At 69.3% G+C, this 24,638-nt stretch carries 21 protein-coding genes; 16 read left to right on the plus strand and 5 right to left on the minus strand.

What is annotated here, in order from left to right; all coding sequences use genetic code 11:
- Positions 1-147: 147 nt before the first annotated feature.
- Entirely contained in the window at positions 148-978 is an 831-nt protein-coding gene (locus H6927_17720; protein MCP5219922.1) for a creatininase family protein, read from the minus strand.
- A gap of 57 nt (positions 979-1,035) precedes the next feature.
- Here H6927_17720 and H6927_17725 point away from each other — a divergent pair, with 57 nt between their 5' ends.
- Both H6927_17725 and H6927_17730 read left to right on the plus strand, forming a co-directional pair.
- Positions 1,036-1,791, plus strand: coding sequence for an alanyl-tRNA editing protein (locus tag H6927_17725; GenBank protein MCP5219923.1), 756 nt, complete (start codon positions 1,036-1,038; stop codon positions 1,789-1,791).
- 46 nt (positions 1,792-1,837) lie between these two features.
- Complete coding sequence (locus H6927_17730; GenBank protein ID MCP5219924.1) at positions 1,838-2,326, plus strand: DUF411 domain-containing protein; 489 nt, start codon at positions 1,838-1,840, stop codon at positions 2,324-2,326.
- Between the two features lie 32 nt (positions 2,327-2,358).
- Here the strand turns inward: H6927_17730 and H6927_17735 are convergent, their stop codons facing one another.
- Entirely contained in the window at positions 2,359-3,612 is a 1,254-nt protein-coding gene (locus H6927_17735; protein ID MCP5219925.1) for a class I SAM-dependent methyltransferase, read from the minus strand.
- Between the two features lie 240 nt (positions 3,613-3,852).
- Between H6927_17735 and H6927_17740 the strand changes: the two genes are divergently transcribed.
- A complete protein-coding gene (locus H6927_17740) occupies positions 3,853-6,045 on the plus strand; it encodes a thioredoxin family protein (protein MCP5219926.1) in 2,193 nt (730 codons plus the stop codon).
- A gap of 222 nt (positions 6,046-6,267) precedes the next feature.
- Here H6927_17740 and H6927_17745 read toward each other — a convergent pair whose 3' ends face one another.
- Together H6927_17745 and H6927_17750 are read right to left on the minus strand one after the other, a co-directional pair.
- On the minus strand, positions 6,268-7,209 hold the full coding sequence (locus H6927_17745; GenBank protein MCP5219927.1) for a LysR family transcriptional regulator: 942 nt from the start codon (positions 7,207-7,209) through the stop codon (positions 6,268-6,270).
- A 15-nt stretch (positions 7,210-7,224) separates the two neighbouring features.
- Positions 7,225-7,386 (minus strand): hypothetical protein, encoded by a 162-nt coding sequence (locus H6927_17750; protein MCP5219928.1) that lies wholly within the window; start codon positions 7,384-7,386, stop codon positions 7,225-7,227.
- On the opposite strand from H6927_17750, the gene metC reads away from it, so the two are divergent.
- The 7 genes from metC (at position 7,385) to H6927_17785 (ending at position 14,600) form a co-directional block, all read left to right on the plus strand.
- The gene (metC, locus tag H6927_17755; protein ID MCP5219929.1) at positions 7,385-8,572 is read left to right on the plus strand and encodes a cystathionine beta-lyase; all 1,188 of its coding nucleotides are present in this window, start codon (positions 7,385-7,387) and stop codon (positions 8,570-8,572) included. The two genes, H6927_17750 and metC, sit on opposite strands and share 2 nt — an antisense overlap.
- A 51-nt stretch (positions 8,573-8,623) precedes the next feature.
- Complete coding sequence (locus H6927_17760; protein MCP5219930.1) at positions 8,624-9,451, plus strand: transporter substrate-binding domain-containing protein; 828 nt, start codon at positions 8,624-8,626, stop codon at positions 9,449-9,451.
- An 87-nt stretch (positions 9,452-9,538) separates the two neighbouring features.
- Positions 9,539-10,180: an amino acid ABC transporter permease gene (locus H6927_17765; GenBank protein ID MCP5219931.1), complete on the plus strand. Its 642-nt coding sequence runs from the start codon at positions 9,539-9,541 to the stop codon at positions 10,178-10,180.
- 6 nt (positions 10,181-10,186) lie between these two features.
- Positions 10,187-10,900: an amino acid ABC transporter permease gene (locus H6927_17770; GenBank protein MCP5219932.1), complete on the plus strand. Its 714-nt coding sequence runs from the start codon at positions 10,187-10,189 to the stop codon at positions 10,898-10,900.
- Between the two features lie 18 nt (positions 10,901-10,918).
- Positions 10,919-11,671 carry an amino acid ABC transporter ATP-binding protein gene (locus H6927_17775; GenBank protein ID MCP5219933.1) on the plus strand — a complete coding sequence of 251 codons (753 nt, stop codon included), beginning with the start codon at positions 10,919-10,921 and terminating at the stop codon, positions 11,669-11,671.
- A complete protein-coding gene (locus tag H6927_17780; protein ID MCP5219934.1) occupies positions 11,664-12,455 on the plus strand; it encodes a DUF169 domain-containing protein in 792 nt (263 codons plus the stop codon). Before H6927_17775 ends, H6927_17780 begins: the two co-directional genes overlap by 8 nt.
- Positions 12,456-12,458: 3 nt before the next feature.
- Entirely contained in the window at positions 12,459-14,600 is a 2,142-nt protein-coding gene (locus H6927_17785; protein MCP5219935.1) for an acetate--CoA ligase family protein, read from the plus strand.
- 368 nt (positions 14,601-14,968) lie between these two features.
- Here H6927_17785 and ffh read toward each other — a convergent pair whose 3' ends face one another.
- Complete coding sequence (gene ffh, locus H6927_17790; protein ID MCP5219936.1) at positions 14,969-16,387, minus strand: signal recognition particle protein; 1,419 nt, start codon at positions 16,385-16,387, stop codon at positions 14,969-14,971.
- 102 nt (positions 16,388-16,489) lie between these two features.
- On the opposite strand from ffh, the gene ccsA reads away from it, so the two are divergent.
- The 6 genes from ccsA to H6927_17820 all read left to right on the plus strand — a co-directional run bounded on the left by ccsA (position 16,490) and on the right by H6927_17820 (position 24,529).
- On the plus strand, positions 16,490-17,299 hold the full coding sequence (ccsA, locus tag H6927_17795) for a cytochrome c biogenesis protein CcsA (protein MCP5219937.1): 810 nt from the start codon (positions 16,490-16,492) through the stop codon (positions 17,297-17,299).
- Positions 17,296-17,523 (plus strand): hypothetical protein, encoded by a 228-nt coding sequence (locus tag H6927_17800; GenBank protein ID MCP5219938.1) that lies wholly within the window; start codon positions 17,296-17,298, stop codon positions 17,521-17,523. Before ccsA ends, H6927_17800 begins: the two co-directional genes overlap by 4 nt.
- Positions 17,516-19,324, plus strand: coding sequence for a PAS domain-containing sensor histidine kinase (locus H6927_17805; GenBank protein ID MCP5219939.1), 1,809 nt, complete (start codon positions 17,516-17,518; stop codon positions 19,322-19,324). Before H6927_17800 ends, H6927_17805 begins: the two co-directional genes overlap by 8 nt.
- A complete protein-coding gene (locus H6927_17810) occupies positions 19,324-20,847 on the plus strand; it encodes a sigma-54-dependent Fis family transcriptional regulator (protein MCP5219940.1) in 1,524 nt (507 codons plus the stop codon). The genes H6927_17805 and H6927_17810 overlap by 1 nt, the downstream gene beginning before the upstream one ends.
- A complete protein-coding gene (gene ampD / locus H6927_17815) occupies positions 20,819-21,424 on the plus strand; it encodes a 1,6-anhydro-N-acetylmuramyl-L-alanine amidase AmpD (protein ID MCP5219941.1) in 606 nt (201 codons plus the stop codon). The genes H6927_17810 and ampD overlap by 29 nt, the downstream gene beginning before the upstream one ends.
- 204 nt (positions 21,425-21,628) lie before the next feature.
- The gene (locus H6927_17820; protein MCP5219942.1) at positions 21,629-24,529 is read left to right on the plus strand and encodes a ribonucleoside-diphosphate reductase subunit alpha; all 2,901 of its coding nucleotides are present in this window, start codon (positions 21,629-21,631) and stop codon (positions 24,527-24,529) included.
- Positions 24,530-24,638: the final 109 nt, after the last annotated feature.

Here is a 24,638-nt window from a genome sequence, read left to right on the forward strand (position 1 = left end):
AACGCACGCACGGCGGCGCGCGCCTTGATGGGCGGGCTGTCATGAGCTTCGCGACCCCTTTCATGGCGTGAACAGGCCCTAGTCAGCCCGGCGCGGTGCGGAGCGCTGCCCGGGGCGCGGGGGACAGCTTGCCGACGGCTGCTGCCGTCAGACCGGCCGCAGCGTGTTGGCCGGCAGGCGATCGACCTCGCGCAGCAGGGTGGCCAGCGCGCGGCCGGCGGCGTCGATCAGGGCCAGGCCGTCCTCCAGGTCGGCGGCGGCGGCGTTGCCGGCGGCGCCCTCGGGGTTGAGGTCCTGCGCGGCCCAGGCCAGCTTGGCGCTGCGGCCATTGCCCAGCGTGGGGTAGTCGCGTGCGCGCTGCTCGGAGGTGGACGCGAAGCTCTTGAACCGGGACTGGCGCACCAGCCGCGGCTTGAGCGCCAGCATCATCGAGGTCTCGACCTGGCCGCCGTGCACGCCAAAGCGCTGCTCGGCCGCCGGAAAGCGCTCCATGGCGTCCTTGCCGTCGGCCTCCAGCAGGGGCAGGTTGAACCAGCTGGTGCTGTACACCAGCATGCCCAGGCGGTTGCGCCAGTCGCGCGCCACCACGTCCATCAGGCCCGTGTTGCCGCCGTGGGTGTTGAACAGCACCAGCTTGCGCACGCCGCTGGCCAGCACGCTCTCGGCGATGTCGGTCCACAGGTGGATCACGGTCTCGGCCTTCAGGCTCAGCGTGCCGGCAAAGGCCGCGTGCTCGGGGCTGTAGCCGACGCGCTGCACCGGCAAGAACAGCACCGGCAGGTCGGGCGGCAGGTGGGGCGTGGCCGCCTGCACCATGCTGTGCGCCAGGTTGGCGTCCACCGACAGCGGCAGGTGGGGCCCGTGCTGCTCGGTGGCGCCCAGCGGCAGCACCGCGATGGTCCGGTTCAGGTCCAGCGAGGCGAAGTCGGTGGTCGTCAGGTCCGACCACTGGCGGGTTCGGGGAGGCAGAGCAGACATGATCGCCATCTTACGCACACTCACAAATCCGATGCATCGCTTGCTACCATGGCCGTCATGACCGAGGAACTCTTTCGCCAAAACGCAACACTCGAACACTGCGCCGCCCGGGTGCTGGCCGTGGGCGAGGCCGGCGTGGTGCTGGACCGCACCGTGTTCTACCCGCTGGGCGGCGGGCAGGCGGGCGACGCGGGTTGGCTGCAGACCGCGGACGGCACGCGCATCGCCATCGCCGACACCCGCAAGGAAAAGGATGCCGAAGGCCGGATTACGGGTCGAATCGTGCATTGGCCGGCGCCCGATCAGCCGGATGCGCTATCAAAATTGAATGTTGGCGACACCGTCACGGCCCGCATCGACATGCCGCGCCGCCGGCGGCTGATGCGCTTTCACACCGCCTCGCACCTGCTGTGCCACCTGGTGCCGGTGCCGGTCAACGGCTGCTCGATCACGCCCGAGCATGCGCGCATCGACTTTCACATGAGCGAGCCGCTGGACAGGGAGCAGCTCACGGCCGGCCTGGCGCGCCTGGTGGCCGCCGGCCTGCCGGTGGTGGTGGGCGCGGTGACGGACGCCGAGCTGGACGCGCACCCCGAGCTGGTCAAGAGCATGAGCGTGCAGCCGCCGCGCGGCAGCGGCACGGTGCGCACCATCCGCATCGGCGCGCCCGCGGGCGCGGGGCCCCTGATCGACCTGCAGCCCTGCGGCGGCACCCACGTGGCCAACACCGCCGAGATCGGTACCGTGGTGGTGACCAAGATCGAAAAGAAGAGTGCCATGACGCGGCGCGTGGTGCTGGGGCTGATCGATTGAACTTTGCGCCACCGGCGAATCGAACTCCCCCATGAACCAGACCGATATGACTCTGCCCGCGTCCCCCTCATCGCGCCGCCATGCCCTGCGCTGGGCCGCCGCCGGCGTGGCCGCCGTGGCCGGCGGCCCCCTGTGGGCGCAGCGCGCGCCCAAGGCCACGGCGGTCGAAGTCTGGAAGGACGCCAGTTGCGGCTGCTGCCACGACTGGATCGCGCACATGGAACAAAACGGCTTTGCCGTGACCGCGCACGACGGCGGCAACAACGCCGTGCGCGCCCGGTTGGGGCTGGCGACGAAATACGGCTCCTGCCACACGGCCCTGGTGGGCGGCTACGTGATCGAGGGCCACGTGGGCGCGGCCGAGGTGCGGCGCCTGCTGCGCGAGCGCCCCGACGCGCTGGGCCTGGCGGTGCCGGGCATGCCGGTGGGCTCGCCCGGCATGGACGGCGCGGTCTACGGCGGGCGGCGCGACCGCTACGACACCGTGCTGGTGCTGCGCGACGGCACGAGCCGCGTGTACCAGAAGCACGGCTGACGCATTGGCCCCGGGAGGGGTGCGCCCCGCGCTCAGGCGCCGCCGTACATGAACCGGCGCGACCAGGGCAAGGTGGTGGCGCTTTGGCCGGCGCGGCGGCACAGCACCTGGAAGAGCGAAATCTCGTCGTGCTCGAAGGCCCACTGGCAGCCGACCAGGTACATGCGCCAGATGCGCCACTTCTTCTCGTCCACCAGGCTTTTCAAGTGCTCGCCTCCGGCCTCGAAGTTGTCGCTCCAGCACTGCAGGGTGCGCGCGTAGTGGCGGCGCAGGCTTTCGGCGTCCACCGGCTCCAGTCCGCCGCGCTGCAGGGTCGACAGCACCAGGCTGACGTGCGGCAGCTCGCCCTGCGGGAACACGTAGCGGTCGATGAAGCGCCCGCCGCCGTGGCTGGTCTCGGCGTTGTCGGCGTCGGTGGAGGTGATGCCGTGGTTCAGCGCCCAGCCGCCGGGCGCCAGGCGGTCGTGGATGATCTGGAAGTAGGGCTCCAGGTTCTTCAGCCCGACGTGCTCGCACATGCCCACGCTGGTGATGCAGTCGAACGTCTCGGTGACGTCGCGGTAGTCCTGCAGCCGGATCTCGACGCGGTCCGCGAGGCCGGCGGCGCGCACGCGTTCGCAGGCCAGGTCGAACTGGTTTTGCGACAGCGTGATCCCCACGCAGCGCGCGCCGAACTTCTGCGCCGCGCGCAGCACCAGCGCGCCCCAGCCGCAGCCGATGTCCAGCAGGCGCTGGCCGGGCTCCACGCGCAGCTTGGCCAGGATGTGGTCGATCTTTTTCTGCTGCGCCTGCTCCAGCGTCTCGGTGCCGGTCTCGAAGTAGGCGCACGAGTACACCATGGCCGGGTCCAGCCACTGGGCGTAGAAGGCGTTGGAGACGTCGTAGTGGTAGTGGATGGCGGCGCGGTCCTCGTTCTTGCTGTGGTGCCGCGCATCGGCCACCCGGCGCACCATGCGGCCCATCCAGCCGGCCTTGTCGGGGTCGGCGCCGCCGCCCGCGGTCGCCAGGCGATGCGCGACGTCGATGATGTCCTGCACCGTGCCGGTGACGTCCAGGTGGCCTTCGACGTAGGCCTCGCCCAGGCTGTCCAGCGAGGGGGACAGCAGCGCCGCCGCGCCCTTGGCGTCGCGCACGTCCAGCGTCACGCGCGGGCTGTCGAAGCGGCCCAGCTTCAGGCCAGTGCCGGCCTTCCAGCGCACCAGCACCGGCACGTCGAGCCGCGCGCGCAGGCGCTCGGCCCAGTGGTTGAGGGTGGCATCGAACGGGGACGAGGCTGACAGTTGCATCGCGCTGGGTCTCCTGGGGCTCCTTGGTCTGTGGGCCAGGTCATGCCGGCGGCGTGCCCTGGCTTGCAGCATCAAACTTAACATGGCTGGGCCAACTTTGCAGCCCCGCCGGCCGGGCCGGAACCTTGCGCGCGCGGCGTGCTCTGATTGAATTGCCGAAAATACCCTCCGATGAACGCGCTGCGCACTTTTCTCCTGACTGCTTTTGCTGCATGTTTGATAGCTGCTGGCGCTTTCCCCATGGGCGCCAGGGCTCAAATCGGCTCCAAATCCGAGGTTTCCACCGAGCAGGTGCGTGCCCGGCTGCTGGCCTGGGCGCCGCAGGGCGTGCCCACCGGTGCCGCAGCCACGGGCGCACCGGGCACGGTCTGGGTGGGCCTGCAGATCACGCACCAGCCGGGCTGGCACACCTACTGGAAGAACTCCGGCGACTCGGGCCTGCCCACCGAGCTGCAGTGGACGCTGCCGCCCGGCGTGATGGCCGGCGACATCGCCTGGCCGCTGCCCCGCAAAATCCCCATCGCCAACCTGGCCAACTACGGCTACGAGGGCACCGTGCTGCTGCCGGTGCCGCTGATCGTCACGCCCGACTACAAGCCCGGCCCGCTGGTCGAGTCGATGGACATCGGCCTGAAGGCCAGCTGGCTGGTGTGCCGCCAGGAGTGCATTCCGCAGGAGGGCGAGTTCGCGCTGCGCCTGCCGCTGCGCAGCTCCACCGCGCTGGACGGCCCCGCCTTCGAGGCGGCGCTGAAGAGCCAGCCTGCCGAATTGACGGGCGCGCAGCAGGCGCAGGTGGCCGGCGAGCGCCTGCAGGTGCGCATCACCGGCCTGCCGGATGCGGTGCGCGGGCAGGCGCTGGAGCTGTTTCCCGAGACGCCCAACATCCTGCTGACCGCCGCCACGCGGGGCGACGCGCCCGGCCCGCGCACCTGGACGCAGCGCTGGGACGGCGCGGTGTGGACGGCCGACGTGCCCCTGTCGCCCGACCGCGCCGGCAGCCCCGCCCAGATGCCGCTGGTGCTGGTGGCCGACAACGGCCAGGGCTGGCGCGCCGACGCCGCCGTCGGCGGCACCTGGCCCGCGCCGGCCCCGGCGGCCGGCGTGTCGCCCGCGCTGGAGGCCGCGCTGGCCGCCAACGCCGCGCGCGGCGTGCCGGGCGGCGCCCCGGCCGCGCCTCGCAGCGCGCCATCGGCCGTGCCGGTGGCCACCTTCGCGTGGGCGCTGCTGGGCGCGCTGGTGGGCGGCATGCTGCTCAACCTCATGCCCTGCGTGTTTCCGGTGCTGGCCATCAAGGTGCTGGGCTTTGCCCGCCATGGCGACGACCGGCGCGCGCACCGCATCAGCGGCCTGGCCTACAGCACGGGCGTGGTGCTGTCCTTCGTCGCCCTGGGTGCGCTGATGCTGGCGCTGCGCGCCGCCGGCGAGCAGCTGGGCTGGGGCTTTCAGCTGCAGTCGCCGCTGGTGGTGGCGCTGCTGGGCACGCTGTTTGCCGTGCTGGGGCTGAACCTGGCGGGGGTGTTCGAGTTCGGCCGCTTCCTGCCCAGCGGCGTGGCCACGCTGCAGGCGCGCCATCCGGTGGTCGACGCCGGGCTGTCGGGCGTGCTGGCGGTGGCCGTGGCCTCGCCCTGCACGGCGCCCTTCATGGGGGCCTCGCTGGGGCTGGCCGTGGGGCTGCCGGCGGCGCAGGCGCTGGCGCTGTTTGCCGCCCTGGGGCTGGGCATGGCGCTGCCCTACCTGGCGGCCAGCTGGCTGCCGGCGGTGGCGCGCGCGCTGCCGCGGCCCGGCGCGTGGATGGACGTGTTCAAGAAGTTCATGGCCTTTCCCATGTTCGGCACCGCCGTGTGGCTGCTGTGGGTGCTGGGCCAGCAAAGCGGCATCGACGGCGCGGGCGCGCTGCTGGCGCTGTGGGTGGCGCTGGCGCTGCTGCTGTGGGCGCTGGGCCTGGCGGGGCGCGCGCGCTGGGTGATCGCGTCGCTGGCGCTGGCCTTCACCGCCTTCCTGGCCCAGGCCATCGGCCCCAACGTGCTGCGCGGCGCCGACTCAGCCGCCGATCCCGCCGCCGCGCCGGCCCAGGCCGCGGCGGCAGGGGAGCGCTGGCAGCCCTGGTCGCCCGCGCGCGTGCAGGCGCTGCTGGGCGAGGGCCGGCCGGTGTTCGTCGACTTCACCGCCGCCTGGTGCGTGACCTGCCAGTACAACAAGAAGACCACGCTGGCCAGCGCCGAGGTGCTGGCCGCCATGGACGCCGCCCGCGTGCAGACCCTGCGCGCCGACTGGACGCGGCGCGATGCGGTCATCAGCGCCGAGCTGCAAAGGCTGGGCCGCAGCGGCGTGCCGGTGTACGTGCTGCTGGCGCCGGGGCAGGCGCCGGTGGTGTTTTCCGAGGTGCTCAGCGCGGCCGACGTGAAGGGCGCGCTGGCGGCGCTGAAGTCGTAGCACCACGGCGTCCCAATGGTCTCGGACGATGGTCACGGCGGAGCGCTCCGTGCCGGGTGGACATGATGGTCGCGCACCGCGATCCTGCAGGCGTTCGGAGTCGACCCGAGGCCCATTTCGGCCCCCGGTGGTGTGGGCGTGGGTGGTGCAAGGGGCTTTGCCGAGCAGGGCGGGCGTGAAGCCCTCTTTCGAGTTGCTTGTCGGGACGAGATTCGGAGTACTTCAGTCTTTTGCCTGCCGATCGGATGATGCCGGCATGTCCCAGTAGGGCGGGTCGACGAAGGTTTCCTGGAGCATCTCGAGAAAGCAGTGCACCTTGGCCGTCATGTACCGGTTGGGCAGGTACAGGGCGTACAGCGCACTGTTGATGGTGGGAAGATAGTCCGGCAGCAGGGGCTTGAGCGTGCCGGATTTGAGATGCTCGCCGACGAGATAGGTCGGCAGCAAGGCAACGCCCAGGCCGGCGAGTGCGTGGTCCGCAATGATCTGGCTGCTGTTGACATGAAAGCGGGCGTGGACGGGCACGCTGTACACCGAGTCGCCCCGCGCGAAGCTCCAGCGCCCATGCTTGATGACGCTTGGATAGTGGTAGCACTCGTGTTCCGCGAGGTCGGCTGGCGTGTTGGGTGCCCGGTGCCGGGCCAGGTACCTGGGACTGGCGCAGACGGCCCAGTGGATGCTCGTCAGCCGCTTGGCGATGACGCCATCGTCGAGGTGGTTGGTGATCCGCACGGCAATGTCGAGGTCGCCCTGGGACAGGCTTTCCAACTGGTCGGACGTCTTGAGACGGACGTCGACGTTCGGGTAGCGCTCGGAAAAGCGCGAGATCAGTGGGCCCAGGTGCTTGACGCTGAACAGCATGGGGGCTGTCAAGCGCAGCGTTCCGCGCGGCTCGGACTGGAGGTCCTGTACCTGGGCAATGGACTCCTCTGCCAGCTGCAGGACGTGGCTGCTGGATTCGTAAAAGGTGCTTCCGATCTCCGTCAAGGCGACCTTGCGGGTGCTTCGCTCCAGGAGTTGGACGCCCATTTTTTTCTCCAGCCTGGCGATCTGCCGGCTGACCGTGCCCGGGGACACCTGCAATTCCGCCGCCGCGCCGGAAAAACTCATGCAGCGGGCCACTCGCACAAACACCGAGATCAAGGTCAGATCGTCAGGGGCCATGGCTTGATTGTTGCATCAATAAAAAAATGAATTGAAAGATTTGCTATTGGCGCATGTATGGCGCATCAATATACTGACTTCGATCGTGCCGGAGAGGCTCCTCTGCTTGGTGCACGCGACACCCGGCCCACCCATCGCCAGCCATGGCCCGTGTATTTCATTCAGCTTGCGTTCCATGAGTGACATCTCCACCGCCTCCCCCATGCATCCCGAAACGTCCGTGACCCATGTGGGGCGTGACGCCCGGCTGTCCAGTGGATTGGTCAACATCCCGCCCTACCGTGGCTCCACCGTGATTTTCGATTCCGTGGAGCAACTCAGGAACTCGAGCGGACATCGGGCCTACGGCCGGTGGGGAACACCCACCACCCGTGCCCTCGAGGCCGCGCTCGCCGAACTTGAGGGAGGCGCCAATTCGATGCTGACGCCTTCCGGGCTGTCGGCCATCACCACGGCCATGATGGCCAGCGTGAAGCCCGGCGATCACGTCCTGGTTGTGGACAGCGTTTACCCGCCGGTGCGCAATTTCTGTGAGGCGGTGCTCAAGAGCCAGGGCGTGAGCACCACCTACTACCCGCCCCTGATCGGCGCCGGTATCGCCGCGCTGATTCAGCCGAACACCACGGTCGTGTACACCGAGTCGCCGGGCTCGGGGACTTTCGAGGTGCAGGATATTCCGGCGATCTGCGCCGCAGCCCATGCCGCCGGCGCCAGGGTTCTGATGGACAACACCTGGGGGACGGCGCTGAATTTCCAGGCGCTGAGGCACGGGGTGGATCTGTCCATTCATTCGCTGACCAAGTACGTCGTGGGCCATTCGGATGCACTGATGGGCGTGATCGTGGCGCGCACGCGGGATCTGTACCAGCAGGTCCGAGCCTTTCACGGTGCCCTGGGCCTCACGGTGTCCCCGGACGACGCGTTTCTGGGCCTGCGCGGCCTGCGTACCTTGGCGGTGCGGCTACGGCAGCACCAGGAAGGGGCGATGCAGGTGGCCCGATGGTTGAGCGAGCAGCCATCGGTGCGCGAGGTGCTGTATCCCGCTCTGCCGGGCGCGCGCGGCCATGAACTGTGGAAGCGCGATTTCCAGGGCGCCAGCGGCTTGTTCGGCCTGGTGCTGAAGCCGGCTTCCGAAGCCGCCGTGACGGCCATGCTCGATGGCATGGTTCTGTTCAAGATGGGATTCAGCTGGGGCGGCTTCGAGAGCCTGATCGTGCCCGTGAAGCCGGGCGGCCATCGCGCAAGCAGCCCGGTTGCCCCGGGCGACGTCTGCCTGCGCATGCACGTTGGCCTGGAGCACCCTCAGGACCTGATTGCCGATCTGGCCGCCGGGCTGGAGCGTCTTTCGGCCTGCAGGGATTGACGCGGTGGTGCCTGGCAACTTAACTTTTCCATAACGACTCAAGAGGCAAACATGAAATCCAAGATTCGAGCGATACATCTGGGCGCGCTGGCCGTGCTGCTCGGCGTGGCGGGCACGGCGGCGCATGCCGACCAGCTCGACGACATCAAGGCGTCGGGCGTGCTCAAGTGCGGCGTGGGTTCGCAGTACAAGCCGTTCTCCTTCGTGGAAGATCCGAAGACGCGCAAGTTCGTGGGCTATGACGTGGACATCTGCGATGCCGTGGCCGCCAGGATCGGCGTCAAGCCGGAGCTGGTTTTCATCACGGGCGCCACCCGCATCACCGATTTGCAGTCCGGCCGAACCGACATCGCGCTGGCCAACCTCACTCACACGCCGGAGCGTGCCGAGCTGGTCGATTTCAGCGACAACTATTTCTCCGTTCCCGTGAAGGTCATGGTTCCGGCGTCCTCGTCCATCAAGAGCTTTGCCGATCTTCCGGGCAAGCGCATGTCGGGCATCAGCGGCTCCAACCACGAGGTCAAGGTGCCCAAGGTGGCCAAGGGTGTCGATCTGAAGGTTTTTCCTTCGCCGGCCAACGCCTTTCTGGCCCTGGAGCAGGGCAAGGTGGAGTCCATGGTTGGGGACGAGACCACGCTTCTCGGATTGATCGGCACCAAGCACAACCAGTGGCGCATCCTCGACCAGCCGGTTGACGTCCAGCAGATCGGCATCGGCGTGCGTAAGGGCGAAGCGAGGGTGCGGGCTGCCGTGAACGAGACCCTCGCCGACCTGGAAAAGTCGGGCAAGGCGGCGCAGATATTCGACCACTGGTTTGGCAAGGATTCCGACCTGAAGATGAAGCGCGAGTTCGTCTTCGCGCCCTACAAGCAGCCCTGATCGGCTTGTGCTCACGGAGGCGCGGGGCTCGTGAACGCCTTGACATCCATCCAATGGGGCGTGATGTTCCGGCCGGAGTACCGGGACATGCTGCTCAAGGGCATCGAGACAACCCTGGCTCTGACGGCTGGGGCTCTGATCGGCGGGCTGCTGCTGGGCATGGTGGTGGCGTTTTGCAGGTTGGCGCCGTCGCGCTGGATCCGGGTACCTGCCACCGTCTACGTGGAACTGGTGCGGACGATCCCCCTGCTGGTGCACCTGATGTTCTGGTACTTCGCGGTGCCGGAGATGCTGCCCGATGAAACCAGGCGCGCGCTGTACAAGCACGACGTGGGCTTCTACGCGGCGCTGGCCGCGCTGATCCTGTACTCGGCGGCCTTCATCTCGGAAGACCTGCGCAGCGGCATCCGGGGCATTCCGCGCGGACAGGCGGAAGCCGCCAATTCCCTGGGCTTCGGCTTCTTCGATACCTTCCGGCTGGTCATCCTGCCCCAGGCTTTGCGCGCCACGGTGCCGCCGCTGTTGGGCCAGGCCATGACGATCACCAAGAACACCACCGTGGCCATGATGATCGGCGTGGGCGAGCTGGCCTTCGTTACCCAGGCCGTGCAGGACGCATCCTTCCTGAGCGCGGGCGTCTATGCCTTCACCACGGTCTTTTTCCTGCTCGTCGCCGTCGTGCTGACGGGGCTTGGCCAGTGGTATCAGCGCCGCTTTCCGAGGAAGTGACGAGCGATGTGGGACATCCTGCAAACCTACTGGGTGCAGCTGACCATCGGCTATTACCCCGATGGCCCGCTGGGCGGCCTGGCGCTGACGCTGATCCTGGCCGTCGCCGGCCTGGCGCTCGCGTTGCCGGCTGGCCTGATCGTGTGTCTCGGCCTCATCAGCCCGTGGCGGCCGCTGATGCGCGTGGTGGAGCTGTTCGTGTTCTACATGCGCAGCGTGCCCTTGATCATCCACTTGCTGTGGATCTATTTCCTGCTGCCGCTGATGATCAAGGGCGCGCCCCTGTGGCTGGTGGTGCTGGTGGTCCTTACCCTGTTCAACGGTGCCTATCTGTCGCAGGCCATCCGCGCCGGGATCGAGGCGTTGCCCAAGGGCCAGTACGAGGCCGCGCGATCGCTGGGGCTGTCGCACGCACAGGCGCTGCGGCGGGTGATCCTGCCGCAGTCGCTGCGCAACATGACGCCCAGCATCGTCAGCCAGCTGGTGCTGCTGATTAAGGAAACCGCCCTTGGTTCGGTGATCGGCATGCACGAGATGACGCTGGAGTTCATGAGCCTGAACGACATGCTGGGCAACCAGGCCATTGCCATCTTCACGCTGCTGGGTATGGCCTATTTCGTGCTGTGCTATCCGTTGACCATCCTGGGGCGGCATCTGGAGCGGAGGTTCGCGGGCGTGGCCCGCGCCGCCGCGAACGAGATCCCGACGTCTCAGGCTTGAAACCCCATCGACGACGTTATGTCAATCTCCGACAAACCAAAAGCCATCGAGTTCCGGGGTGTCAGCAAACGCTTCGGCGACAACCTGGTCCTGAAGGATGTCTCCATCGACTTCCTGCAGGGCGAGGTGGTCGTTATCTGCGGCCCCTCGGGCTCGGGCAAGTCGACGCTGCTGCGCACCATCACCCGGCTGGAGACGATCGAGGCCGGCAGCATTCTCATCGAGGGCCGCGAGACCGGCCACTCGGCCAAGGACGTGAACGCGATGCGCCAGCGGGTCGGCTTCGTGTTCCAGAGCTTCAACCTGTTCCCGCACCTGTCGGTGATGGACAACATCTGCCTGGCGCCGCGTCATCTGCTCAAGCTCTCGGAGCCCGAGGCCAGGGAGCGCGCGATGGCGCTGCTGACGCGTGTGGGACTGGCCTCGAAGGCCGACGCCTCGCCCAATCAACTCTCGGGCGGGCAGCAGCAGCGCGTGGCCATTGCCCGCACCCTGGCCATGCAGCCGCCCATCATCCTGTTCGACGAACCGACCAGCGCGCTGGACCCGGAGATGGTGGGCGAGGTGCTGGCCGTGATCCGCGAGCTGGCCCACGAGGGGATGACCCTGCTGTGCGTGACGCATGAGATGGGTTTTGCGCGCGAGGTGGCCGATCGCATCGTTTTCATGGCGGATGGCCAGATCATCGAGGATGCGACGCCCGAGCAGTTCTTCACGGCGACGCGCACCGCCCGCGCGAAGGCTTTTCTTTCGGAGGTTCGACATGCCTGACGTTTCCACTGTTCCGGCCCCGGCGATCGACGGCGCGGTTCTGGCCGAGCACCTGTTTCGCCTGCTGCGGCTGAAAACCACGCCGATCGGCGTCCAGATGTTCGAGCGCGTGGAGGATATGGAGGCCGTGCCCAAGATCCGGCGGCCCGGCGGCGCCATCTACACCACCGACCAGATCATGGGGCAGGCGGCGCGCCTGGGGTTCACCGTGGGCATCACGGCCGCCGATCTGGTCGGACCTCAGTGCGGCGCTGTCATCGGCCTGGCACCCCAGGACGAGGAGTGGAAGGCGGGTAAGCCCTTCGCCGGGGTGTGGTTCGCCACCGAGGAGGATGCCGGTGCGCATCAGCGGGCCATGCACTGCGTGCCCTATGGGCGCTACAAGGCCATGGCGGTTTCGCCGCTGGCCAGCGGCCGGTTGAACCCCGACATCTGTCTGGTGTATGCCAATCCCGCGCAGATGATCCTGCTGATCAACGGCCTGCAGTGGAAGGGCTACCGCAAGCTCGAGTGGGGCGCCGTGGGCGAGTCGGCCTGCGCCGACTCCTGGGGCCGTGCGCTGGCAACGGGCGAGCCGAGCCTGTCGCTGCCGTGCTTTCCCGAGCGGCGCTATGGGGGCGTGCCCGACGACGAACTGCTGATGGCCCTCAAGCCGGTCGATCTGGCCAAGGCGGTCGAGGGCCTGGAAGCCCTGGCGCGCAATGGCTTGCGCTACCCCATCCCGCCGTATGAAGTGCAGTCCGACGTGCGCGCCGGGATGTCTGTGAGCTACGGCAGGAAGTAAACCATGACGACCAACACCGAGCGGACTGGTGCGGGCATCCGCGCCATCCTCAATCCGCGCTCCATTGCCTTCATCGGCGCGTCCGACGACGTTGTCAAGTGGGGCGGCGTCCTGATGCACGTGTTGCAGAAGTTCAAATACCCGGGCGCGATCTATCCCGTCAATCCGAAGGCCGAGACCATCCAGGGCTTGCGCGCCTACCGCAGCGTGGGTGAGATCGGGCAGCCGATCGATCTGGCCGTGATCTCCATCGGCGTGGATGCCGTGGAGCAGGCCATGCGCGAGTGCGGGGCGGCTGGCGTGCGTGCCGCGATGGTGGTTACCTCCCAGTTCGCCGAATCGGGTGCCGAAGGCGCCGCCAAGCAGGAGCGCGTGCTGGCCGTGGCGCGCCAGGCGGGCATCGCCATGATTGGCCCCAACTGCATGGGCGTGCTCAACGCCAACGAGAACATGGCGTTGCTCAATTCCACCGCGCTCGTGGAATCCTTCAGCAACATCCCGCGCGGCCGTATCGGTCTGGTGAGCCAGAGCGGCGCGGTGGTGGGGGCGATGATCGCCCGCGCCGGCTTCGTGGGCGCGGGTTTCAGCAGTTGCGTGTCGCTGGGCAACCAGGCCGACCTGGAAATCTGCGATTTCTTCGACTACCTGGTGGACGACCCGGCCACCGACGTGATCTGCCTGTACATGGAAAGCGCCCGCTCGGTGGAACGCATGTTGGCCATTGCCCGCCGGGCGCGGGCGGCCGGCAAGCCGGTGCTGGTTACCAAGGCCGGCCGCACGCCGCACGGACAGAAGGCCGTGGCCTCGCACACCGCCAGCATGGCCGGGGCCTACGATACTTTCCTGGCGCGCTGCCGCGGCGAGGGCATCCTGGTGCAGACCGACGCACTGCAGATGCTGCTGACGGCACAGGCGCTGCAGGCCTTTCCCCTGCCGCCCGTACCTGGTGTGGCCCTGTTCAGCGGTTCGGGCGGACAGGGCGCGCTCGGCAGCGACGCGCTTTCGGACTATGGCCTGGTCCCTGGCGAGCTGAGCGCGGCCACGCGCACCGCGCTGGCTCCCTTCTTCACCGAAAGCAACCAGCAATTGCCGTATGACATGGGCGCGGCGGCCTCCGGCGCCGGCAGGAACCGGCCGGATTTGCTGGTTGGCTCGATGGAGCCCATCTTCGCCGATCCGTCCGTTGGCGCCTGCGCCTATCTGATGACGCCGCAAGGCCGGATGGACGACATCGCCAGGCTGTTCACCGAGCTGGGTCGCAAGCACGGCAAGCCGGCACTGGTGGTCAACTGCGCCAGCGGCATCACCGAGGACATGCGCCAAGCGCTGCTCGCATTGGGTGCGCCCTTTTTCCCCAGCCAGCATGAAGCCTTCCTGACCCTACGCGACCTGCAATGGCTGCGCAACCACGACGGTCCCGACCCGGTGGAGGCGGTGCCTGCGCTGTCGGCGCAACTGCAGGCCTTCACGCAAGCGTTGCCGGACGGCCTGCTGGACGAAGACACCAGCAAGGAGTTGCTGGCTCTGACGGGCATCGACGTGGCGGCAGGCGAGCTGGCGGCCGATGCCCAGGCTGCCGTGTGCGCCGCCGACCGGCTGGGTTACCCGGTGGTGCTCAAGATCGTGGCCGAGAGCGTGACACACAAGAGCGACATGGGCGGCGTCAAACTCGACCTGGCCGATGCCGATGCCGTGCGCGCGGCGTACGGGCAGATCGAGGCGGCGGCCCGATGCGTTGGTGCCCGGTTCCAGGGCTGCCTGGTGCAGCCCATGGTGCAGGGCGACGCCGAGCTGATGATCGGCACCGTGTACGACGAACAGTTCGGCCCCTTCGTGTTGGTGGGAACCGGTGGAACGCTGGTGGAGCTGACCAAGGACACGTGCCTGCTGCCGGCGCCCGTGAGCCTCCGGGCCGCCGAGCAGGCGTTGCGGTCACTGCGCTACTTTCCACTGCTGGACGGCTTTCGCGGGCGCGAGAAGGCTGACCTGCCCAAGCTGGCGCGGATCGTGCACCAGGTCTCGATGCTGGCCGCCCAACTCGGACCACACCTGGCCGAGTTGGACATCAACCCCTTGCGGGTGCAGGGCGCCCGCGCAGTGGCCGCCGATGCGCGCGCACGCTGGGTGGCGCGGCCGCGGCGCTGACGCGAACCTCGGCTCCGCGCTTGGGGGGTGTTCATCAGCACGGGCATGGGTACTGCCAGGCCGAGCCTGGCGGTGACGTGAGCGCCAGAAGGATGCTGCATACCCACGCGCAGGGCTGGGTCGTGCCGAGCCGGGTATGGGTCCCGGTCAACGGCTGGAGCATGGTCGGCGCCCTGGGCGTGGCCTCGGGCTTTTCCGTTCCAGGGGTGATTTCATCTTTGGACGGCCCGACGATGAAAAGCCCGCGCTGCGTCGAACGCGATGCATGCATCCCTTCAAATGCTATTTAAAAAATAGCTTATCGCGCTTTGTTTGTGCCGGCTGGAGCCGCATTTGGCTCGGTTTCCATCGCATTGCCCGGACCCTGGTCAGATGGGCCGCTTGCCCCCAGTCGGCCCACCCACGCCCGGCGGCAGCGGCGGCATGCCGCCACCGCCCATCAGGCCCTTCATGCCGCCCATGCGGCGCATCATCTTCATCAGGCCGCCGCCCTTCATCTGCTTCATCATGGCCTGCATCTGCTCGAACTCTTTCAGCAGGCGGTTGACCTCCTGCACCTGCACGCCGGCGCCGGCGGCGATGCGGCGCTTGCGGCTGGCCTTGAGCAGCTCGGGCTTGCGGCGCTCCTCGGGCGTCATGCTGTTGATGATGCCCTCCTTGCGGCGCACGTCCTTTTCGGCGCGCGTCAGGTCGGCCTCGCTGGCATTGGCGGCCATCTGCGTGGGCAGCTTGTCCATCAGGCTCGACAGCCCGCCCATCTGCTTCATCTGCTGCAGCTGGCCCAGGAAGTCCTGCAGATCGAACCCGCTGCCGCTCTTGACTTTTTCGGCCAGCTTCTTGGCGGCCTCGATGTCCACGCCCGCCGTCACCTGCTCGACCAGCGCCAGCACGTCGCCCATGCCCAGGATGCGGCCGGCGTGGCGCTGGGCGTCGAACACCTCCAGGCCGTCGATCTTTTCGCTGACGCCGGCAAACTTGATCGGCGCGCCGGTGATCTGCCGCACCGACAGCGCCGCGCCGCCGCGCGAGTCGCCGTCCATCTTGGTCAGCACGATGCCGGTCAGCGGCAGCGCCTCGCTGAAAGCCTTGGCGGTGTTGGCCGCGTCCTGGCCCTGCATGGCGTCGACCACGAACAGCGTCTCGACCGGATTCAAAGCCGCGTGCAGCGCCTTGATCTCGGCCATCAGGGCCTCGTCGATGGCCAGGCGGCCGGCGGTGTCCACCAGCAGCACGTCGTAGAAGTGCTTGCGCGCGTGGTCCAGCGCGGCGCGCGCGATGTCCACCGGCTTCTGGTCGGGGCTGGACGGGAACCAGTCGGCCCCGGCCTGCGCGGTCACGGTCTTGAGCTGCTCGATGGCCGCCGGCCGGTACACGTCGCCCGACACCGTCAGCACCTTTTTCTTGCGCTTCTGGATCAGGTGGCGCGCCAGCTTGGCCGTGGTGGTGGTCTTGCCGGCGCCCTGCAGGCCGGCCATCAGCACCACCGCGGGGGGCTGGGCGGCCAGGTTGAGGTCGGCCACGCCCTCGCCCATGGTGGCGGCCAGCTCCTGGTTGACGATGCCCACCAGCGCCTGGCCGGGCTTGAGGCTGCCCAGCACCTGCTGGCCCAGCGCCTTGTCCTTGACGCGGGCGATGAAGTCGCGCACCACGGGCAGGGCCACGTCGGCCTCCAGCAGGGCCATGCGTACCTCGCGCAGCATGTCCTGCACGTTGCTTTCGGTGATGCGGGCCTGGCCGCTGATCTTCTTGACCAGGCCGGAGAGTTTGTCGGTGAGGGTGGAGGCCATGCGAGGGGGCGCAGCGCGTGCGCGCGTGCGGCGGGTGGGACTGGAAAAGGGGGAGCTTGCGGCGGCCTGCCGGCCACGGGCAAGCCGCTAAACTCCATGCTCATGATTCTAGCCAGTGCCCCTTTCGTCGCGTGGCTGCTGGGCCTGGCGGCGGCGCTGGCCTATGCGGTGCCGGCGCTGGCGGCCCGGGCGATCGGCGCTGTCAGCGCGCGGCGCGTGCTGACGCTGGCCTGGATCCTGCACGGCGCGCAGCTGGCCTGGGTGCAGCTGACACACCAGCCGCGCTTCGGCTTTGCCCAGTCGCTGTCAATCACCGTGTGGCTGGCGCTGACGGTCTACGTGATCGAGCGCCGGCTCTACCCGCGCCTGCCCGCGCGCTGGGCGATGGCCGGTTTCGGCAGCCTGACCATCGTGCTGGCGCTGCTGTTTCCGGGCGCGCCGCTGCCGGCCACCTCGTCGCCGCTCCTGGGCCTGCACTCGGCCCTGGGCCTGTCGGCCTACGGCCTGTTTGCCGCCGCCGTCGCCCACGGCTGGCTGATGAGCCGCGCCGAGCGGCAGATGCGCCAGGCGGCGCCGGGGCAGGAGGGCGGCGTGCCGCTGCTGACGCTGGAGCGGCTGATGTTCCGCTTCATCGGCGCCGGCTTCGTGCTGCTGACGCTGACCCTGGTGGCCGGCCTGCTGTTCGGCGAGCAGCTGTACGGCCCGGCCCACGTGGGCTGGCGCTGGACGCACAAGAACGTGTTCACCCTGCTGTCGTGGATCGTGTTTGCCGCGCTGCTGCTGGGCCACTGGCGCCTGGGCTGGCGCGGCCGGCGCGCGGTGCGCATGCTCAACGTCGGCGCGCTGCTGCTGCTGCTGGGCTACGTGGGCTCGCGCTTCGTGATGGAAGTGCTGCTGGGGCGCACGCCATGAAGCTGCTGGTGGTCCTGCTGGTGGTGCTGTTCGGCGTCTGGCTGTGGCGGCGCGGGCAGCGCGTGGATGCGCCCGCGGCGCCGCCGGCCCGGCGCGCCGACGCTGTGCAGCCCATGGTGGCCTGCGCCCGCTGCGGCGTGCACGTGCCGCAGTCCAGCGCGGTCGCCGGGCGCGCCGGCGTCTACTGCGGCGAGGCGCACCGGCGGGAGGCCGAAGGTGGCTGAGTGGGCGTCCTCGCGCACGCCACCCGCCGGGAGCGTGCGGCGTGCCGATTCGGGCTGGCCCCGCTCGGGCTGGTTCGACGCCAGGGCGCGCCCCGTGGTGGCGCCGGCCCACGCGGCGCCGGCCTGGCCCGGGCCGCCGCCGGCCGATCGCGGCGGCTTCGTGCGCCTGTGGAAGGCCTTCATGTCGGCGCGCCTGCTGCTGGCGCTGGCCTTGCTGGCGTTGCAGTTGAGCGCCCACGCGCTGGCGCAGCCGGTGCCGACCTGGGCGATGGCGCTCACCGCCGCCTACGCGGTGCTGACGATGCTGGAGCGTTGGCTGGCCACGCCGCAGGGGCCGGGGCGCTCGTTCGACGGCCAGTGGTTCTACACCGCCGGCGCCGACCTGCTGTTCGTGGCGGCGCTGATGACGCAGGAGATCGCGGCCGGCATCCACTACACGCCGCTGCTGGCGCTGCCGGTGCTGATGGCCGCCATCCTGGGCACGCGCACGCTGGCGCTGGGCACGGCGGCGCTGGCGGCGCTGCTGATGCTGGGCGATGCGGCGATTGGCGCGCGCGCCAGCCTGTGGGCCGGCACGGCCGAGGTGGCCCAGGCCGGCCTGATGGGCTGCGGCCTGCTGGCGCTGGCGTGGCTGACCAACACCCTGGCGCTGCGTCTGGCGCGCGAGCAGCAGCTGACGGTGCGCAGCCGCGCCGAGGTGCGCATGCAGTCGCTGGTCAACAACCTGGTGATCGAGACGCTGGCCGATGGCGTGCTGGTGGTCGACGCCGCTGGCGTGGTGCACGCCGCCAACCCGGCGGCGCGCGGCATGCTGGGCTCCGACCTGGAGGTGACGCCGCGTGTGTTCGGCCTGGCCGATCATCCCGCCTGGGTGCAGCTGGCCGACCTGGTGCGGCTGACGTTCGAGGGCCACGTCGTGGACGGCACCGAGATCATCCTGCACCACGAGGACCAGGCCGCCAGCCAGCTCAAGGTGCGCACTGAGCGCACGCCCTCGCTGGGCGCCGAGGACGAGGCGCGGCTGTGCGTGGTGTTCCTGCAGGACCTGCGCGGCATGCAGGCCCAGCTGCGCACCGAGAAGCTGGCCGCCATGGGCCGCATGTCGGCCGCCGTGGCGCACGAGTTCCGCAACCCGCTGGCGGCCATCAGCCAGGCCAACGCCCTGCTGGCCGAGGAGCTGGCCGAGCCCGCGCAGCAGCGCCTGACGGACATGATCCGGCAAAACGCCCGGCGGCTGGCGCACATCGTGGACGACGTGCTGGACGTGGCGCGTGCACCCGGCCTGGCCGACGAGACCGAGGGCCTGGTGCTGAACGACGAGACCGAGGCTTTCTGCGCCGAGTGGGCCGCGCAGCATGGCGCCGGCGCCCGGCTGGAGCTGCACCTGCTGGCGCCCGAGCTGACGGTGCGCTTTGCGCGCGAGCATCTGCGTCGCCTGCTGGTCAACCTGCTGGACAACGCCGCGCGCTACGCCAGCGTGCGGCCCGGCGCCATCCAGGTGACGACGCAGGCGATTCGCCACGGGCCGGTGCTGCTGAGCGTGTGGAGCGACGGCGCGCCGCTCGATCCGGTCGTGCAGAGCCATCTGTTCGAGCCCTTCTCGTCGTCCGAGAGCCGCTCCAGCGGCCTGGGTCTGTTCATCTGCCGCGAGCTGTGCGAGCGCCACGGCGCCGAGCTGGCGCACGAGCGCACGGTGCGAGTGCGTGCGGGACAGCCCGTGGAGGGCAACGCGTTCAGCATCCAGATGCGCCGGGCGCCGGGCAGTTTTTCCAGTTCCAGCTTCGGGGAGTCCAGCTTCTGATGAATGCCCATCTGCAACGGGCCGCCCCGGCGCGCATCCTGGTGGTGGACGACGAGCCCGACCTGTGCACGCTGTACGAGCTGACGCTGCTGCGCGAGGGGCATCAGGTGCGCACCGCGGGCACGCTGGCGCAGGCGCGCCAGTGCCTGGCCGACCAGACCTTCGACGCCGTCATCACCGACATGCGCCTGCCCGACGGCGACGGGCTGGCCTTGCTGCGCTACCTGGCGGCCGGCCAGCGGCGCGAGCGCTGCATCATGATCACCGCCTACGGCTCGCCCGAGAACGCGGTGGAGGCGCTCAAGAGCGGGGCCTTCGACTACCTGACCAAGCCGGTCGATCTGCGGCAGTTTCGCACCGTCGTGCAGTCGGCGCTGCAGGCGCCCGAGCCGGTGACGGTGCCGGCGCCGCTGCCGGCGGCCGATGTTCCGCCGCCGCTCCCGGCGGACGACGAGCCGCCGGGCCGGCAGGCGCTGGCGCGCCTGGTGGGCGAGTCGGCGGTCATGCGCTCGGTCAAGCGGCGCATCGCCAAGGTGGCGCGCAGCATGGCGCCGGTGCTGGTGCACGGCGAGTCGGGCACCGGCAAGGAGCTGGTGGCACGCGCCGTGCACGCCTGCAGCCATCGCCATGAGGGGCCGTTCGTGCCGGTCAACTGCGGCGCCATTCCGGACAACCTGCTCGAGGCCGAATTCTTCGGCGCGCGCAAGGGCTCCTACACCGGCGCCATGCAGGACCGCGAGGGCTTCTTCCAGGCCGCGGCCGGCGGCACGCTGTTCCTGGACGAGATCGGCGACCTGCCCCTGGCCATGCAGGCCAAGCTGCTGCGCGCCATCCAGGAGCGCAGCGTGCGCCCGCTGGGGGCCACGCAGGAAGAGCCGGTGGACGTGCGCATCGTCAGCGCCACGCACAAGAACCTGGCCGCGGCCGTGCACGGCGGCACCTTCCGGCAGGATTTGTTCTATCGCCTGAACGTGATCGAGATCGTCATTCCGCCGCTGCGCGAGCGGCGCGAGGACATCGCCGCGCTGAGCCAGGTGCTGCTGGCGCGCATCGCGCACGAGTCCGGCGTGCCGGCGATCGAGCTGACGCCCGAGCAACTGGCCGCCATCATGCAGGCGCCGCTGGCCGGCAACGTGCGCGAGCTGGAGAACCTGCTGTACCGCACGGTGGCCTTGGGCGGCGCGCGCGATTCCGGCCTGGGCGATTTGGACCCACTGGGCACGGCGCCGGGTGAGATGCCGTACGGCGCCGTGCATTCGCAGCCCGCGCAGCTGCCCGCGGCCGCGCCGCTGGCGCCGGCTGCGCCGCAGCTTCAGGCGCCGGTGCGGGGCCAGGGCCTGGCGGCGTGGCTGGACGAGCAGGAACGCCAGGTGCTGGTGCAGGCGCTTCATGAATCGGGCCTTGACCTGGCGGCGGCGGCGCAGCGCCTGGGCCTGGGTGCGCGCCCCTTGCGCTGGCGCCTGCAGCGCCTGGGCATCTCCCTGGCGGAGGGCGATGGCGCCCGTGCCCCGGCCCCGCGCTGACGCTTCCTCGCCCTGGCGGCAGGGCTGGTACGCGCCGGCGCAGGCCCTGCCGTCGCCCAACCGCGGGCCACGGCCCGTGGGCACGCCCGTCTCGCTGATCGTGGTGCATTCGATCAGCCTGCCGCCGGGCGAGTTCGGCGGCCCGCAGGTGCAGGCGCTGTTCACCAACACGCTGGACTGGGACGCGCACCCCTACTTTCAGGGCCTGCGCGGCCTTCGGGTGTCGGCGCACTTCTTCATCCGGCGCAGCGGCGAGCTGTGGCAGTTCGTCAGCACCGACGAGCGCGCGTGGCACGCCGGCGCGTCCTGCCATCGCGGGCGTGCCAACTGCAACGACCACTCGGTGGGGATCGAGCTGGAAGGCCTGGAGGGCGGCACGTTCGAGAGCGCGCAGTACGCGTGCCTGGCGCGCCTGTGCCAGGCCTTGCGCCGCCACCACCCGATCGACGCCATCGCCGGCCACGAGCACATCGCGCCCGGCCGCAAGCACGATCCCGGACCCGGCTTCGACTGGCGCGCGCTGCAGCGCGCGCTGCGCTGGCCACGCGCCTTCTATCCCGACGGCGTTCTGGGCTGAGCCGTTTGTTTTCATTCGGCGGCCATTCGCGGCCGCGGGCGTGGCTGCGGGTTCGAAATGTGCAATACACCATAGCTTGTGTGTTGTGCTTTGATCAAACACTAGATATAGTGTGCCCACCCGAAGCAAAGCACACCATGCGCCCGCGTCCGGCGCCCGCTTCGAGCCGTTCGAGACCCCTTCCGCACCTTCCGAGAGACACGCATGCAAACTGCCCGCAGCACCGCGCCCGTCACCGTGCCCGCCACGCCCGCTGCTCCCGTCGAGCCCGTGGCCACCACCGATCCTCTGACCCACTACCAGATCATGCGGCGCAACGGCGCCGTGGTGCGCTTCGAGCCGCCCAAGATCGCCGTGGCGATGATGAAGGCCTTCCTGGCCGTGCATGGCGCGCAGGGCGCCGCCTCGGCCAGCGTGCGCGAGCTGGTCGACCAGCTGACCCAGACCGTGGTGCGCGCGCTGATGCGCTCGCGCCCGGCCGGCGGCACCTTCCACATCGAGGACGTGCAGGACCAGGTCGAGCTGGCCCTGATGCGCGGCGGCCACCACGAGGTGGCGCGCGCCTACGTGCTGTACCGCGAGCGCCGCGCCCAGGAGCGCGCGCAGCACAAGGGCGCGCTGGCCGCGGCAGCGCCGGTTTTGCATGTGCTACAAAATGGCGAGCGCGTGGCGCTGGATCTGTCCGCGCTGCAAGCCCTTTTGGCTCAAGCCTGCGCCGGCCTGGACGCCGAGGTCAGCGCCGAGCCCATCCTGGCCGAGACGCTGCGCAACCTGTACGACGGCGTGCCCATCGAGGAGGTGTACAAGGCCGCCATCCTGGCCGCGCGCACCCTGATCGAGCGCGAGCCCGACTACACCCACGTCACCGCGCGCCTGCTGCTGCACACCATCGCGCAGGAGGTGCTGGGCGAGGGCGTGGGCCTGCCGCAACTGGCCGGCGCCTACGCCCAGGCCTTTCCGCGCTGCATCCAGCGCGGGGTCGAGCACGAGCTGCTGGACGAGCGCCTGCTGCAGTTCGACCTGGCGCGCCTGGGCGCGGCGCTCAAGCCCGAGCGCGACCTGCAGTTCGACTACCTGGGCCTGCAGACCCTGTACGACCGCTACTTCCTGCACGTGCGCAAGCAGCGCATCGAGCTGCCGCAGGTCTTCTTCATGCGCGTGGCCATGGGCCTGGCATTGAACGAGATCGACCGCGAGGCGCGCGCGATCGAGTTCTACGAGGTGCTCTCGTCCTTCGATTTCATGAGCAGCACGCCCACGCTGTTCAACAGCGGCACGCGGCGCTCGCAGTTGTCCAGCTGCTACCTGACCACGGTGCCCGACGAGCTGGACGGCATCTACGAGTCGATCAAGGAGAACGCCCTGCTGTCCAAGTACGCCGGCGGCCTGGGCAACGACTGGACGCGCGTGCGCGCCCTGGGCAGCCACATCAAGGGCACCAACGGCGAGTCGCAAGGCGTGGTGCCGTTCCTGAAGGTGGTCAACGACACGGCGGTGGCTGTCAACCAGGGCGGCAAGCGCAAGGGCGCCGTCTGCGCCTACCTGGAGACCTGGCACCTGGACATCGAGGAGTTCCTGGAGCTGCGCAAGAACACGGGCGACGACCGCCGCCGCACGCACGACATGAACACCGCCAACTGGGTGCCCGACCTGTTCATGCGCCGCGTGATGGAAAAGGGCCCGTGGACGCTGTTCTCGCCCTCCGACGTGCCCGACCTGCACGACAAGTTCGGCACCGCGTTCGAGCAGGCCTACGTCGCCTACGAGGCCAAGGCCGCGCGCGGCGAGATCAGGCCCAGCAAGACCCTGCCCGCGGTGGACCTGTGGCGCAAGATGCTCTCGATGCTGTTCGAGACCGGCCATCCCTGGATCACCTTCAAGGACGCCTGCAACCTCCGCTCGCCGCAGCAGCACGCCGGCGTGGTGCATTCCAGCAACCTGTGCACCGAGATCACGCTCAACACCAGCGACAGCGAGACGGCGGTGTGCAACCTGGGCTCGGTCAACCTGCCGCGCCACATCAAGGATGGCGCCATCGATCATGAGAAGCTGCAGCGCACCGTGCAGACGGCCATGCGCATGCTCGACAACGTCATCGACATCAACTACTACGCCGTCAAGAAGGCGCGCGACGCCAACCTGCGCCACCGCCCGGTGGGCTTGGGGCTGATGGGTTTCCAGGACGCGCTGTACGCGCTGCGCATTCCCTACGCCAGCGAGCAGGCGGTGCAGTTCGCCGACCAGTCGATGGAGGCGGTCTGCTACCACGCCTACTGGGCCTCGACCGAGCTGGCGGCCGAGCGCGGGCGCTATGCGTCCTACAAGGGCTCGCTGTGGGACCAGGGCGTGCTGCCGCTGGACACCCTCGAGCTGCTGGAGCAGGCGCGTGGCGGCTACGTCGAAGTCGACCGCTCGGCCACGCTGGACTGGGACGCGCTGCGCCGCAAGATCGCCCGCGATGGCATGCGCAACAGCAACTGCGTGGCCATCGCGCCCACCGCCACCATCAGCAACATCGTGGGCGTCGACGCCTCCATCGAGCCCTGCTTCGGCAACCTGTCGGTCAAGAGCAACCTGTCGGGCGAGTTCACCATCATCAACCACCACCTGGTGCGCGACCTGAAGCGCCTGGGCCTGTGGGACGAGGTGATGGTGATGGACCTCAAGCACTTCGACGGCTCGCTGGCCGCCATCGACCGCGTGCCCGCCGACATCAAGCAGCTGTACGCCACCGCCTTTGAGGTGCAGCCCCAGTGGCTGGTGGAGTGCGCCGCGCGGCGCCAGAAGTGGATCGACCAGGCGCAGAGCCTGAACATCTACATGGCCGGCGCCTCGGGCAAGAAGCTGGACGACACCTACAAGCTCGCGTGGCTGCGCGGCGTGAAGACCACCTACTACCTGCGCACCACCAGCGCCACGCAGGCCGAGAAGTCCACCATCTCGTCGGGCCGCCTGAACGCCGTGCCCAGCAGCCACGAGCGCGACGGCGGCCTGCAGGCAGGCCATGCGGCGCCGGTGCACGAGCCCGCGCTCGACGCCATCGAGGCAGCCACCGACATCCGGTTCTGCGCCATCGACGATCCCGGTTGCGAGGCCTGTCAGTGATCGCGCGCAGCGGCCGCGCCGCGCGATGCGATGCCTGGCCGCAACACATTCTTGTCATTCGGTGGAGTTCAACGTGCACGAATGCTTTGCATTTCGTCATGTTGCTCCC

The organism is Burkholderiaceae bacterium (assembly GCA_024235995.1).
Lineage (GTDB): Bacteria > Pseudomonadota > Gammaproteobacteria > Burkholderiales > Burkholderiaceae_C > Ottowia.